The sequence below is a fragment of the Nocardia cyriacigeorgica GUH-2 genome (assembly GCF_000284035.1).
In the GTDB taxonomy this organism is placed as follows: domain Bacteria; phylum Actinomycetota; class Actinomycetes; order Mycobacteriales; family Mycobacteriaceae; genus Nocardia; species Nocardia cyriacigeorgica_B.
This window is the reverse complement of sequence record NC_016887.1, coordinates 3,711,016-3,724,302: the sequence shown is the minus strand read 5'-3', so window position 1 is coordinate 3,724,302 and position 13,287 is coordinate 3,711,016. Positions and strand designations below refer to the sequence as shown.

Genomic DNA, 13,287 nt, shown 5'->3' with positions numbered 1-13,287 from the left:
CACCGCCTATCTCGGGAAAACCCGGGCGTGTCGGGAATAGTCCGATAACAATGTCGTTATGGCAGCGACGGTAGCCCTGGACGAGATCGTCGACACCACTCGCTTTCCGATCACCGAACCCGACAGCGCCGGCTGGGGCGCGGCGGTGGCGGCTGCGCGAGCCGACCTGGCGCAGGACGGATGCACCGTGCTGCGCGAATTCATCCGGCCCGAGCTGCACGAGCGGCTGCGCGAGCAGGGTGAGCAGATGGCCCCGCACGCGCACTATCAGGTGGAGCGGGTCAACGCCTACAACATCCCGCTCGATACCGAACTGCCCGAGGATCATCCGGGCCGCATCGTGCTCGAACGCGGCAACGCCTTCGTCCCGCGCGACCGGATCGCCACCGACGCGCTGATCCACCAGCTCTACACCAGCCAGCTGTTCCAGCGCTTCATCGCCGACTGCTTCGAGCTGCCCGGCCTGCACGAATTCGCCGATCCGCTGGCAGGTCTCGTGCTCAACGTCGTCGCGCCCGGCATGTCCCACCCCTGGCATTTCGACACCAATGAATACACCGTCAGCATGCTCACCCAGGCACCGGAGTCCGGCGGCGTCTTCGAATACTGCCCCGGCATCCGCTCCCCGCACGCGGAGAATCTCGACGACGTGCGCGCGGTGCTCACCGGTTCGGGCGAGCACCTGATCCAGCGGATCGAGCTGCGCCCGGGCGATCTGCAACTGTTCCAGGGCCGGTACTCCCTGCACCGGGTGTCCCCGGTGAGCGGCCGCACCCAACGGCATACGGCGATCTTCGCCTACAGCGACCGACCAGGTGTCATCGGCACCGTGGAACGCACCCGCCAGCTCTTCGGTCGGGTGCTGTCGGACCATCACGCCGCGGCCGACGCCGTCCGTGGCGACCGGCTACTCGACTGAGCAGCGCAGTTCGACCCGAGAGGAACCATCGTGTCCGTGCCTATGCACACCACCGGGAAAGCCTCCTTCGACGACATCTACGAACGCCCCGATCCGCGCGAGTACTACGCGCGCATGGCCGAATTGGATTACTGCATACCGCAGTTGGCGAAGCCGCATTTCGAGCGGCAGCTCGCCGAGTACCGCGACGCCACCGGGGTGAGCGCGCCGACGGTGCTCGATATCGGCTGCTCCTACGGCGTCAACGCGGCGCTGCTGCGGCTGGACACGACCATCGACGAACTGGGGGAGCATTACCGTGCGGTCGACGGCGACCGGGACGCGCTGATCGCCCTCGACCGGGCCCGCCTCGCCGCCGACGACACCCGGCCCGAGGTCCGCTTCGTCGGCATGGACGCCTCGCGTCCCGCGCTGGACTACGCCCACGCCGCGGGCCTGCTGCACGACATCGTGCACGCCGATCTCGAGGCCACCGACCCCACCGACGAGCAGCGCCGGATCCTGGCCGCCGCCGACTTGGTGATCTCCACCGGCTGTATCGGCTACGTCACCGAGAAGACCCTGCTCCGGGTGGCCACCGCCGACCCCGACCGCAGGCCGTGGATGGCACACTTCGTCTTGCGCATGTATGGCTTCGACGCGATCGAGGGTGAGCTGGCGGCCCTCGGCTACCGCACCGAGCAGATGCCCGGCGATTTCGCCCAGCGCCGCTTCGCCTCCGACGCCGAGCAGGCGCAGGTGTTGAATACTCTGTCCGCCAACGGAATCGATCCGACCGACCGGGAAGCGGACGGCTGGCTCTACGCCAACCTCTACCTCTCTCGACCCGCCTGACATCCACCGATCCATTCATCCCCTGAGGAACCAGACTTGACCGAACGCACGTTTGCCGCCGAGGACCAGCTGCCCCGGGTACCGCTACCGACGCTGGAGGACAGCTGTACCCGGTTCATCGAGTGGTGCACACCGCTGCTGACCGCCGACGAACTCGCCACCACCGAGGCCGCCGTCGCCGATCTGCTGCGTCCCGGCGGCCCGGGCCGCACCCTGGATGCCGCGCTGCGCGACTACGACGCCACGCCCGGCGTCGGCAGCTGGCTCGACGAGTTCTGGCCGTCGCGGTATCTGGGCCGGCGCGACCGGATCGCGCTCAACGCCAACTTCTTCTTCCTGTTCCGCGACGACACCACGCTCGCGACCTCGGCCGGGGCCGGGCAGGTGGAACAGGCGGCGGGCATCGTCAGTGCCGCCGTCGACTACAAGCTCGCACTCGACCGCGAGGAGATCCCGCCGGTCACCCAGCGTGGGCAGCGACTGTCGATGTGGCAGAACAAGTATCTGTTCTCCGAGACCCGCATCCCGGGCGAGGAACAAGACAGCGTCCGTGTGCCCTACAGCCCGGAATGGCCGGGGCCCTCGGACGCTCGGCACATCCTGGTCTTCCACCGCGGCAGCATGTTCCGGATGGAGGTCATCGGGGCCGACGGCACACCGCACAGCTTCGCCGACATCAGCGACGGGCTGCGCGCGGTGCTCAAGGCCGGATCGAAGTACGCGGCCACCGACACCGCGGTCGGGCACCTGACCACGCTGCCGCGGGCGGACTGGGCGCGCAGCCGGGCGGGTCTGCTGGCCGAACCGGTCAACGCCGCGGCCCTCGACACCATCGAGACCGCGCTGTTCTGCGTCTGCCTGGAGGATTTCGCGCCGCGCGATGAAACCCACGCCTGCGACATCCTGCTGCACGGCGACAGCGCCAACCGCTGGTTCGACAAGTCGGTGTCGTTCATCGTCTTCGCCGACGGGCAGGCCGGCATCAATGTCGAGCACTGCGGCCTCGACGGCACCACCATCCTGTCGTTCGTCGACACCCTGCTGGAATCGACGGTCGCCGAACACGCCGAACGTTCCGGTGCCCGGCCGCAGGGCCTGCCGGTGGTGGAGCCGATCGAGTTCCGGCTCAGCGCCGCCCAGCGCGCCGAGATCGCCGCGGCCGGTGCGGCATTCGCCCGCTACGCCGCCGAGAACGCGACCACCACGGTGTCATTCGACGATTTCGGCACCGCCAAGGCCAAGCAGCTCGGTATCTCGCCGGATGCCTTCGCCCAGCTGAGCTACCAGCTGGCCCACCGGCGCAGCAAGGGTCTCACCGGCGCCACCTACGAGTCCATCGCCACCCGCCAGTACCGCAACGGCCGCACCGAGGCCATGCGGGTGATCACGCCGGAGATGGTGGCCTTCGTCGACATTATGGAAGACGCCGCCGCCGACACCGCGGCCAAGCTCGACGCCGCCAAGGCCGCCGCGGCCGCGCACGTCGCCCGGGCCAAGCAGTGCCAGGCCGGGCAGGCGCCGGAACAGCACCTGTGGGAGCTCGAGTGGATTCAGCGCCGCCGCGGCGCCGAACTGGGCGTCACCGAGCCCATCGCGCTCTACACCAGCCCGGGCTGGACGATCATGCGCGACGACTATCTGAGCACCAGCTCGGCGCCGTCGGTCAATATCCGCTACTTCGGTTTCGGCTCCACCAGCTCGCGCTGCATCGGCGTGGCCTATGTGCTGCTGCCCGATCGCTGGAACCTCTACCTGGCCACCCCGGCCCCGGTCGCCGATCAGATGCACGCCTTCGCCGCGCATCTGCGTACCGCCGTCGCCGACCTGGAAGCCCTGCTGGCCGGGCAGTAGCGGTCGCGTCGAGTGGCGTCCGGCGGCTGACGGCCGGGCGGACGCCACTCGACCGGAAACGGTTTGCGGGGGTCTGAAACAATGACAACCCGTGAAGACTTTCGAGGCCCTGTTCGCCGAGCTCCAGGATCGTGCCGTCACCCGCCCCGAGGGGTCGGGGACGGTGGCCGCGCTGGACGCCGGCGTGCATACCCAGGGCAAGAAGGTGCTCGAGGAGGCCGGTGAGGTGTGGCTGGCCGCCGAACACGAGAGCGACGAATCGCTCGCCGAGGAGATCTCGCAGCTGCTGTACTGGGTGCAGGTGCTGATGGTGGGCCGTGGACTGCGGCTCGAGGACGTCTACCGACATCTGTGACGTCCGCCTGAATCCGCAGTCGTTCCCCCTCCCGAAAGGACCCTCCCCATGCTGCGCGTCGCAGTCCCCAACAAAGGCGCACTCTCCGAATCGGCCGTGTCGATCCTGTCCGAGGCCGGTTACCGCAAACGCACCGATTCCCGTGATCTGACCGTCCTGGACCTGGCCAATCAGGTGGAGTTCTTCTTCCTGCGGCCCAAGGACATCGCCATCTACGTCGGTTCCGGTGAACTCGATCTCGGTATCACCGGCCGCGATCTGGCGCTCGACTCGGCCGCACCGGTCACCGAGCGGCTCGCCCTCGGTTTCGGCGGCTCCACCTTCCGCTACGCCGCCCCCGCCGGCCGCGACTGGACCGTCGAGGACCTCGCGGGCAAGCGCATCGCCACCTCCTACCCGAACCTGGTGCTGTCGGACCTGGCCAAGCGCGGCATCGAGGCCGAGGTCATCCGGCTCGACGGCGCGGTCGAGATCTCCATCCAGCTCGGCGTCGCCGATGCCATCGCCGATGTGGTCGGCTCCGGGCGCACGCTGCGCCAGCACAACCTGGTCGCCTTCGGCGCCTCGCTCTGCGACTCGGAGGGCGTGCTGATCGAACGCGAGGGCTCCGACCGCGACGACAAGGCCCGCAACCAGCTCATCGACCGGGTCAAGGGCGTGGTGTTCGCCCAGCAGTACCTCATGCTCGACTACGACTGCCCCAAGAGCCTGCTCGACCGGGCCGCCCAGATCACCCCGGGCCTGGAATCGCCCACTGTCTCGCCGCTGACCGACCCCGACTGGGTCGCGGTGCGCGCGCTGGTGCCGCGCAAGCTGGGCAACTCGGTGATGGACCAGCTCGCCGATCTCGGCGCCAAGGCGATCCTGGCCACCGACATCAGGTCCTGCCGGGCTTTCTGACAAGCTGATCCGAGGCCCGCGAAACCGTTGTTCGACAACGGGTTTCGCGGGCCTCGTCGTCAATCAGCGACCGATTCGGCGAAGATCTGTTCCGGCGATTCAGGCTCGTCCGGCCAGCCCGGATACTGCGGCGGGGTGCCGCCGAACTCCGGGCACAGGTGCTTGTAATCGCAATAGCCGCACAACCAGCTCTTGCTGGGCGGGAAATCCCCGGTGCGGCCGGCCTCCCGGATGGCCTGCCACAGGGCCGCCAGGGTGCGTTCGAAACGGGTGAGTTCGTCCTCGTCGGGGGCGTAGGTCAGGATCTGCTCGTCGGCCAGATAAATCAGCCGCAGCTGCGCCGGGACGATGCCGCGAGTGCGCAGCATCACCAGTGCGTAGAACTTGAGCTGGAACAACGCCTTGGTCTCCTGGGTGACCCCGGGCGCGCGGCCGGTCTTGTAATCCACCACCCGAAGCTCCCCGGTGGGCGCGACGTCGATCCGGTCGACGAAACCGCGCAACAGCACACCGTCGGGAAGCTCGACCTCGACCCGCGCCTCGCACGACTCCGGATCGAACCCGGTGGGATCCTCCAACCGGTAATAGGCCCGCACCAGCGCCCGCACCTCGTCGAGGAATACCTCGAGCCCGGCCTCGGCGATCAGCTCGGCCACCTCGGGCCGCTCGGCCAGCACCCGGGCCCACGCGCCCGGGGCCAGGGCATCGGCACGCTCGGGTCTGCGCTCGGCGGCGGGCAGCGCGTACAGATCTTCCAGCAGCGCGTGCACCACGGTCCCGCGCACCGCGTGCCGCGACGGCGGCTCCGGAATCCGATCGATCGCGCGCAACCGATACTTCAGCGGGCACTGCTTGAAATCCATTGCCCGGGAAGGCGACAGCGCCGGACGGGAGCGAACCGGCGCCGCATCGGTGCGGGGCGCCGGTTCGGCGTCGGCAGGGGGCGTGGTCGCTGGTGCTGGCATACCTGGCAGGCTATCCGGCGGCACCGACACGGTGCCGAGAAGCGGCAGCCAAGGCTGCGGGCATCCGGCCCCAGCGCCACTTTCGCGGAACGGAGATACATGACGGCCAGACGGACCGGTCCATTCACCATCGGTGACCGGGTGCAGCTGACCGATGCCAAGGGCAGGTTGTACACCGTGCTCCTGGAGCCGGGCAAGGAGTTCCACACCCATCGCGGCGGGATCAAGCACGACGATCTGATCGGCGCCGACGAGGGCAGCGTGGTGAACTCCACCAACGGCACCCCGTACCTCGCGCTGCGGCCGCTGCTGATCGACTACGTGCTCTCGATGCCGCGCGGTGCGGCGGTGATCTACCCGAAGGACGCCGCCCAGATCGTGCACGAGGGCGATATCTTCCCCGGCGCGCGCGTGCTCGAGGCCGGTGCGGGCTCCGGCGCGCTCACCTGCTCGCTGCTGCGGGCGGTCGGGCCCGAGGGCGAGGTGGTGTCCTACGAAATCCGCGACGACCACGCCGAGCACGCTGTACGCAATGTGGAGACCTTCTTCGGCGAACGCCCGGCGAACTGGTCGTTGACCGTCGGTGACGTCGCGAACTACGACGGCCCGCCGGTCGACCGCGTGGTGCTCGACATGCTCGCACCCTGGGACGCCCTGCCCGCGGTGTCGAAGGCGCTGGTCCCCGGCGGCGTGCTGATCGTCTACGTGGCGACGGTGACGCAGCTGTCGAAGATCGTCGAAACGCTGCGCGAGCAACAATGCTGGACCGAACCGCGCTCGTGGGAATCGATGGTGCGCGGCTGGCATGTGGTGGGCCTGGCGGTGCGCCCGGAACACCGGATGCAGGGCCACACCGCGTTCCTGGTGAGCGCCCGCAGGCTGGCCGAGGGCACGGTGACGCCGAAGCCCCAGCGCCGGCCCTCGAAGGGCTGACACCGGGGCCTCGGTGACTGTCGTGCGATCAGGCAGGCACGCAGGGCGCCTGGGCGAAGCCGAGCAGCAGGCAGCCACTGGCATCCGACAGCTTCCAGGTGCCGTCAACGTTCTCCCAGGTCAGCGGCATGGCCGGGGCCGCGCCGTGCGGGGAGGTGATCACGACCTGCGCGGTGGCGGTGTTGCCCTCGGTGGTCACATCGGTGACGCCGAAGGTGAGGGTGCCGTAGCCGGCCAGCGCGGCGTTCATCTGGTCGATGTTGGCGGTGCGCTGCTCGCCGTTGACGATCAGCTTGGTCTTCTCCGCCGTCGGCACATCCGGGCTGGCCAGCTTGTCGAGCACACCCTGCAGGGCCTCCGGGGTCGGCGCCGCGCCGGTGCCGTGATCGCCGTGCTCGGCGCCGGTCGTGGTGGCGGCGGCAGCGGCGCTGGTGGTAGCGCTGGTGCTGGTGGCGGCGGCGTCGCTGCTGTCGTCGTCGGAACCGCAGGCGGCGATGCCGAGCGACAGGGCGACGGTGGCGGCGGCAGCGACAGACAAGCGCAGTGCCCTCACGGGAAGGAGCATGACTGGCAACCTTTCGGCTAGTCGGTGAGCAGCCTCACCGGTAATGTGTTAGGGCAGGCTAACATGGTCGTTCCGGTCGACGGGCGCTGCCTAGATGTGATCACGACGAAACCATGTCGGACAGCGAGAACGGTTCGCGCCCGGTAGCGTTGATAGACCGGGACTGGGAGGAGCAGCACATGAGCCCCATCGAGAATTCGGATTCGGCGGCCTGGAGAGAGCTCGAGGCGGTGCGCGCCGAAGCGGCTGCACTCCGGAGGCAACTCGCGGATTCACCGGATCGGGCACGGGAATTGGAAGCCCGCATCGATTCGCTGACTATTCGCAACACGAAGCTGATGGACACTCTGAAAGAGGCGCGCCAGCAACTGGTCGCGCTGCGCGAAGAGGTCGATCGGCTCGGTCAGCCGCCGAGTGGTTACGGCGTCCTGATCGGCGCCTACGACGACCAAACCGTCGACGTGTTCACCTCCGGCCGCAAGATGCGGTTGACGTGCTCGCCGAACATCGACACCAGCACCCTCGAGTACGGCCAGACCGTGCGGTTGAACGAGGCGCTGACGGTGGTCGAGGCCGGGCACTTCGACGCGGTCGGTGAGATCGGCACCCTACGCGAGGTCCTCGACGACGGCCGGCGCGCGCTCGTGGTCGGCCATGCCGACGAAGAGCGTGTGGTGTGGCTGTCCGGTCCGCTGTCCAAGGTCGCCGAGATCGACGACCTCGACGATCCCGACGCCCCCGTGCGCCGGCTGCGTCCCGGCGATTCGCTGCTGGTCGACACCAAGGCCGGCTTCGCCTTCGAGCGCATCCCCAAGGCCGAGGTCGAAGACCTGGTGCTGGAGGAAGTGCCCGATGTCGACTACAACGACATCGGTGGTCTGGGCCGCCAGATCGAGCAGATCCGCGACGCGGTGGAGCTGCCGTTCCTGCACAAGGACCTGTTCCGCGAGTACGCGCTGCGCCCGCCCAAGGGTGTGCTGCTCTACGGTCCGCCGGGCTGCGGTAAGACGCTCATCGCCAAGGCGGTGGCCAACTCGCTGGCCAAGAAGATCGCCGAGGCCCGCGGTGAGGATGCCAAGGAAGCCAAGTCCTACTTCCTCAACATCAAGGGCCCGGAGCTGCTGAACAAGTTCGTCGGCGAGACCGAGCGTCACATCCGGATCATCTTCCAGCGGGCCCGGGAGAAGGCCTCGGAAGGCACCCCGGTGATCGTGTTCTTCGACGAGATGGACTCGATCTTCCGCACCCGTGGATCCGGTGTGTCCTCGGATGTGGAGACCACCGTGGTGCCGCAGCTGCTGAGTGAGATCGACGGTGTCGAGGGCTTGGAGAACGTCATCGTCATCGGCGCCTCCAACCGTGAGGACATGATCGACCCCGCGATCCTGCGTCCGGGCCGCCTGGACGTCAAGATCAAGATCGAGCGGCCCGACGCCGAGTCGGCGCAGGACATCTTCTCCAAGTACCTCACCGAGGAACTGCCCCTGCACGCCGACGATCTGGCCGAGTTCCACGGCGACAAGGGCGCCTGCATCCGCGCGATGATCGAGCGGGTGGTGGAGCGGATGTACGCCGAGAGCGAGGACAACCGCTTCCTGGAGGTCACCTACGCCAACGGCGACAAAGAGGTCCTGTACTTCAAGGACTTCAACTCCGGCGCCATGATCCAGAACATCGTGGACCGGGCCAAGAAGTACGCCATCAAGTCGGTGCTCGACACCGGCAACCCGGGCCTGCGCATCCAGCATCTCTACGATTCGATCGTGGACGAGTTCTCCGAGAACGAGGACCTGCCCAACACCACGAATCCCGATGACTGGGCACGCATTTCGGGCAAGAAGGGCGAGCGGATCGTCTACATCCGGACCTTGGTCACCGGCAAGAATGCCAGCGCCAGCCGGGCGATCGACACCGAGTCGAATACGGGTCAATACCTGTAATCGGTTACGCCGCGAGGGCCGCGCTTCCGTGAGGAGCGCGGCCCTTCGTCGTTGGCCCCTTGCGGCCGGATGTGATGTAAGCCACTGGACGTTCGACCAGCTATAACCGCTGACGGTCGGCGTGATAGGCATGCCATGGGCTCGGCCGTCAGGGTTTCGATACGTCGAAACGGCCCGCGAACATTCTGAATCATTCATGCTTCAGATAGCTGGCGCAGCGGGGTTGCGCCGGATGTCGAGATGGAGGAGTCACCATGACCGGTTCCGCATCGGATTTCCTGGCCGAAGTGCTGTTCAAGACGATCCTGGAACTGCTGAGCAGCGGTAGCGCGGGGTAGTCCGCGTCGAAGGACGAGCCGGCGGGGTCGCACTCTCAGTGGGGTGCGGCCCTGCTGTCGTCCGCGCGGTCCAGCCTGTCGGTGCCGCGGATTAGGCTGTCGGCATGACTTCTGGGCAGACCGAGATCTGGCACAACCCGCGGTGCACCAAGAGCCGCGCCGCACTCGCGCACCTGGACGACAACGGCGGCGAGTACACCGTCCGGCGGTACCTCGACGATCCACCGTCGGCCGACGAATTGCGCGCCGCGCTGGCCAAGCTCGGCGCCGAACCCTGGGACATCACCCGCACCGGGGAGCCGGAAGCCAAGGAGCTCGGCCTGTCGAGTTGGGGTCGCACCGAGGCCGATCGCGACCGCTGGATCGAGGCGCTGGCGGCGCATCCGAAGCTGATCCAGCGGCCGATCGTGTTCACCGCGAACGGCGGTGCGGTGGTTGCCCGCGACGAGGACTCGCTCCGGTCGCTGGACTGATGCTCTCCAGTGGCGCACTCTCGTCGGGGTAGACGGACTACCTCATCGGTGCAGCGTGTGCCATGTTTGACGACCTCCGACAGCGGTAGCCATGAGATGCCTCTAATGGTCGCTCCGCTGTAACGGCGGCGCGGCGCGGTGTGATGTAGATCATGTCATCGTGGATCGGGAAGGTCCTGATCCAGCGTTGGGTCGAGCGTGGGTCAGCAACGGGTCGGGGCGTCGAGCCCCACGCCGGTTGGAGGTTGTCATGAACTCGATCGTCAAGAAATTCGCCGTCGGGGCATCGGCCGCGACACTCATCGGCGCCGCCGGAGTCCTCGGCGCCGCACCCGCACAAGCGCAGTTCCCCGGGTTCTGTTCGGTGAACCCGGTCGCGGCCACCGCCGCCTACTCGCAATGCGGCGGACCGGTCTGGCATCAGGTGCGCATCACCTGCTGGGCCTGGTGGTCCTGGTTCAGCAGCTACGAACGCTGGGGCAACCCGGCTTGGGATGGTCAGCAGTCCTGGACCAGCTGCGATCTGCCGTTCTCCATGCAGACCTGGCAGGTGATCGTGCGCTGAACTTCGACGGCCGTAGCCAGGTGCCTGTGCTCGCGTTGTGAGCACAGACACCTGGCGTGAAAGCCGCTCGCACACGTGCGAGTACGCCGCGATGAGGATGGCGAATCGGCCTCTGGACTGACGTCCGGCGTGGGTTCGCGCCGGTAGTCTCGACAGCCATGAAGGTACAGCTGCGCCACAGTCCCGCCTCCGCGGTCGCCCGCTGCTTCCTCGCGGGCAATGAGCCGATGCGCGTCGAAAGCGGTGCCATGGTGGCGCATTCGGCGGGCGTCACCCTGCAAGCCAAGGCCGAAGGTGGCATCTTCGCCGGACTCAAGCGTTCCATGCTGGCCGGCGAATCGTTTTTCGTCTCCACCTTCACCGCGCCGCCGCAGGGCGGCTGGGTCGATGTCGCGCCCTCGCTGCCCGGTGACATGCTGGCGCTCACCATCCAGCCCGACCGGCCCTTCTTCATCAGCCGCGGCGGCTGGATCGCCAATTCCCATGGCGTGCAGGTGGAAAGCAAATGGGGCGGATTCGCGAACCTGTTCGGTGGCGAAGGCGGGTTCGGGCTGCGGGCGACCGGCGAGGGTGAGGTGGTCGTCGGTGTCTTCGGCGCGATCGACGTCATCGATCTGCAACCGGGCGAACCGATCACCATCGACACCGGCCACGTCGTCGCCTACGACCTGGCCATGAACTTCACCATCCGGCGCGCGGTTTCGGGGAAATCGATCCAGTCGCTCAAGTCCGGTGAGGGACTGGTCTTCGACTTCACCGGCCCGGGGCGGGTGCTGCTCCAGACGCGCAATCCCAGCGCGTTCGCCTCGTGGACGGCGTCGACATCGTCGGGTTAGGTGGCGGGCGCAAGACGCGCGGTCCGCGCTCGGCGGCGCCTATCGACCATCGACGCTGTGCTCCCCGTCCGGAGCCGCGACTTCGTAAGGCGAGCCGGCTGCGGGAGATCGCACGGCAACGGTTCAGGCGAGGACCTCGCGCAGTAGGTAGCGGGTGTCGGGGACGAACGGCCACGCCGGATCCGTCAGATGTTCGCGCAGGGTCTGTTCGGTCCACCACCACCCGGCGGCGATCTCCTCGGGTTGGTGCCGGATCAGGCCGTCGTAGCGTAGTTCGTAGGCGAACAGGTGGCAGCGCATCGGGCGGCCGGCCCATTCGCCGTCCCAGCTGGTGCGGGCCAGGGGAGTGGGGTCGGTGCTCGCGGTGATACCGAGTTCTTCGGCCAGCTCGCGGACCGCGGTCTGGAGCGGTGATTCGCCCGGGGCCACGACGCCGCCGGCCAGGCAATCGTGCATGCCGGCGAAGACCATTTTGGTGTCGGTGCGGCGGTGCACGTAGATCGAACGGCCATCGCCGGAGCGGACCAGCACGCCGGCGCTGGCGTGCCAGAGGCCGTCACGGTAGACGACGGCGCGGTCCTCGGCACCGATTTCGCGCCCGCCGCTGTCGTAGACGGCGATCATCTCCGAACCCACGCGGCGAGGGTAACGTGTGCCGCGTAGATCGCTCGACGAAGGGATCGGCTCGATGGCGCTGCCACGCGCACTGGGGAAATTCAATCGGCAGGTCACCAACCCGGTGACCTCGGTCATCGCCGGGCGGGCACCCGGTATGGGCATTGTGGTGCACAAGGGGCGCAAATCCGGCCGCACCTACCGGACCCCGGTCCTGCTCTTCGCCGACGGCCACGAATACCGCATCGCCCTCACCTACGGCCGCGACGTGGACTGGGTGAAGAATGTCGTCGCCGCAGGCGATTTCGCCGTGGAAACCCACGGCCAGACCGTGGCGCTGACCGATCCGCTGATCCGCCACGACGCCGCCGCGAGCTGGGCGCCGCCGGTGATCCGGCAGGCGCTGGTCGCGATGTCGGCGCCGTACTTCCTGGAGGCCAGGACTGTCGATTGACGGTCGCCGGCGGTTCCCCGGCCGAGGTCAGGGAACCGCCGACGGGTCAGCTGTTGTCCCGCGGATCGAGCACGACCTGCGTGCCCGGGCCTGCCGCCACCTGGAGCGTGCGCAGCCGCAGCAATGCCGGGTGCTCCTCCAGCAGTCGCGCGGTATTGGCCAACGACCGCAGCGCCGCCGCCTCGGCGCGCGCCCGCTCCAGCTCGGCCCGGCCGCGTTCCTTGGCCAGCACCGTCTCCAGCGCCGCCTTGCGCAGCTCACCCGGCAGCATCAGATCGCGCGCCCGCAGCGCGCTGACCTCGATACCGAGGCCGGCAACTGCGTCGGCGATCGGTGCGAGGTCGGCGGTGAGCAGGCTGCGGTCCGCGACCAGCGCGTCGAGCGGATGCGCCGCCACGACCGCGCGAACCGCGTCCTGCACGGCCGCGTAGAGCACGGTCTCCGAATTCTGCGCGCCCGTCGTGAATGCGACCGGATCGATGACCTGCCAGTTCAGCGCGAAACTCGCCCGCAGCGACAGACCGTCGGAAGTGAGCAGTTCCTGACCGGTGACATGCATCAGCCGCGGCCGCACATCCACCTCGACCAGCGTGCAACGCTTGGCGTCGTAGCGGTGGCGACCGGGTTCGAGCACCCGCTCCAGGGTGCCGTCGCGATAGAGCAGCGTGCGCTGCCACGCCATGACCGTCGTGTACATTTCTCACTCCCTCCCGGGTCGTGTCTTCGTGGAGCCCAAGGCATGCG

Annotated in this window: 15 protein-coding genes; 11 read left to right on the top strand and 4 right to left on the bottom strand. The window is 68.0% G+C overall.

Translation table 11 applies throughout. The features are described 5' to 3' along the window. Positions 1-58: 58 nt before the first annotated feature. The 5 genes from NOCYR_RS16755 (at position 59) to hisG (ending at position 4,859) form a co-directional block, all read left to right on the top strand. Positions 59-919 carry a hypothetical protein gene (locus tag NOCYR_RS16755; protein ID WP_014351586.1) on the top strand — a complete coding sequence of 287 codons (861 nt, stop codon included), beginning with the start codon at positions 59-61 and terminating at the stop codon, positions 917-919. Between the two features lie 30 nt (positions 920-949). Beyond that, the gene (locus NOCYR_RS16750; RefSeq protein ID WP_014351585.1) at positions 950-1,753 is read left to right on the top strand and encodes a class I SAM-dependent methyltransferase; all 804 of its coding nucleotides are present in this window, start codon (positions 950-952) and stop codon (positions 1,751-1,753) included. 36 nt (positions 1,754-1,789) lie between these two features. After that, the gene (locus tag NOCYR_RS16745) at positions 1,790-3,604 is read left to right on the top strand and encodes a choline/carnitine O-acyltransferase (protein WP_014351584.1); all 1,815 of its coding nucleotides are present in this window, start codon (positions 1,790-1,792) and stop codon (positions 3,602-3,604) included. A gap of 91 nt (positions 3,605-3,695) precedes the next feature. Beyond that, complete coding sequence (locus NOCYR_RS16740) at positions 3,696-3,959, top strand: phosphoribosyl-ATP diphosphatase (RefSeq protein WP_014351583.1); 264 nt, start codon at positions 3,696-3,698, stop codon at positions 3,957-3,959. Between the two features lie 48 nt (positions 3,960-4,007). Further along, positions 4,008-4,859, top strand: coding sequence for an ATP phosphoribosyltransferase (gene hisG, locus NOCYR_RS16735; protein ID WP_014351582.1), 852 nt, complete (start codon positions 4,008-4,010; stop codon positions 4,857-4,859). 59 nt (positions 4,860-4,918) lie between these two features. Here hisG and NOCYR_RS16730 read toward each other — a convergent pair whose 3' ends face one another. Further along, positions 4,919-5,824: a RecB family exonuclease gene (locus tag NOCYR_RS16730; RefSeq protein ID WP_048833452.1), complete on the bottom strand. Its 906-nt coding sequence runs from the start codon at positions 5,822-5,824 to the stop codon at positions 4,919-4,921. A 99-nt stretch (positions 5,825-5,923) separates the two neighbouring features. Here NOCYR_RS16730 and NOCYR_RS16725 point away from each other — a divergent pair, with 99 nt between their 5' ends. Then, complete coding sequence (locus NOCYR_RS16725; protein WP_014351580.1) at positions 5,924-6,757, top strand: tRNA (adenine-N1)-methyltransferase; 834 nt, start codon at positions 5,924-5,926, stop codon at positions 6,755-6,757. A gap of 28 nt (positions 6,758-6,785) precedes the next feature. On the opposite strand, the gene NOCYR_RS16720 is transcribed toward NOCYR_RS16725, so the two are convergent. Continuing rightward, on the bottom strand, positions 6,786-7,322 hold the full coding sequence (locus tag NOCYR_RS16720) for a hypothetical protein (protein ID WP_014351579.1): 537 nt from the start codon (positions 7,320-7,322) through the stop codon (positions 6,786-6,788). 179 nt (positions 7,323-7,501) lie between these two features. Between NOCYR_RS16720 and arc the strand changes: the two genes are divergently transcribed. The 4 genes from arc (at position 7,502) to NOCYR_RS16700 (ending at position 11,474) form a co-directional block, all read left to right on the top strand. Continuing rightward, entirely contained in the window at positions 7,502-9,262 is a 1,761-nt protein-coding gene (arc, locus tag NOCYR_RS16715; protein WP_014351578.1) for a proteasome ATPase, read from the top strand. Between the two features lie 442 nt (positions 9,263-9,704). Continuing rightward, positions 9,705-10,073, top strand: a complete 369-nt coding sequence (locus tag NOCYR_RS16710) for an arsenate reductase family protein (RefSeq protein WP_014351576.1) — start codon at positions 9,705-9,707, stop codon at positions 10,071-10,073. Between the two features lie 250 nt (positions 10,074-10,323). Continuing rightward, a complete protein-coding gene (locus NOCYR_RS16705) occupies positions 10,324-10,638 on the top strand; it encodes a hypothetical protein (RefSeq protein ID WP_014351575.1) in 315 nt (104 codons plus the stop codon). Positions 10,639-10,796: 158 nt separating this feature from the next. Further along, entirely contained in the window at positions 10,797-11,474 is a 678-nt protein-coding gene (locus NOCYR_RS16700) for a TIGR00266 family protein (RefSeq protein WP_014351574.1), read from the top strand. A gap of 123 nt (positions 11,475-11,597) precedes the next feature. Here the strand turns inward: NOCYR_RS16700 and NOCYR_RS16695 are convergent, their stop codons facing one another. Next, entirely contained in the window at positions 11,598-12,098 is a 501-nt protein-coding gene (locus NOCYR_RS16695) for an NUDIX hydrolase (RefSeq protein ID WP_014351573.1), read from the bottom strand. 64 nt (positions 12,099-12,162) lie between these two features. On the opposite strand from NOCYR_RS16695, the gene NOCYR_RS16690 reads away from it, so the two are divergent. Then, a complete protein-coding gene (locus NOCYR_RS16690; protein ID WP_014351572.1) occupies positions 12,163-12,543 on the top strand; it encodes a nitroreductase family deazaflavin-dependent oxidoreductase in 381 nt (126 codons plus the stop codon). 46 nt (positions 12,544-12,589) lie between these two features. Here NOCYR_RS16690 and NOCYR_RS16685 read toward each other — a convergent pair whose 3' ends face one another. Further along, positions 12,590-13,240: a slipin family protein gene (locus NOCYR_RS16685; protein ID WP_014351571.1), complete on the bottom strand. Its 651-nt coding sequence runs from the start codon at positions 13,238-13,240 to the stop codon at positions 12,590-12,592. Positions 13,241-13,287: the final 47 nt, after the last annotated feature.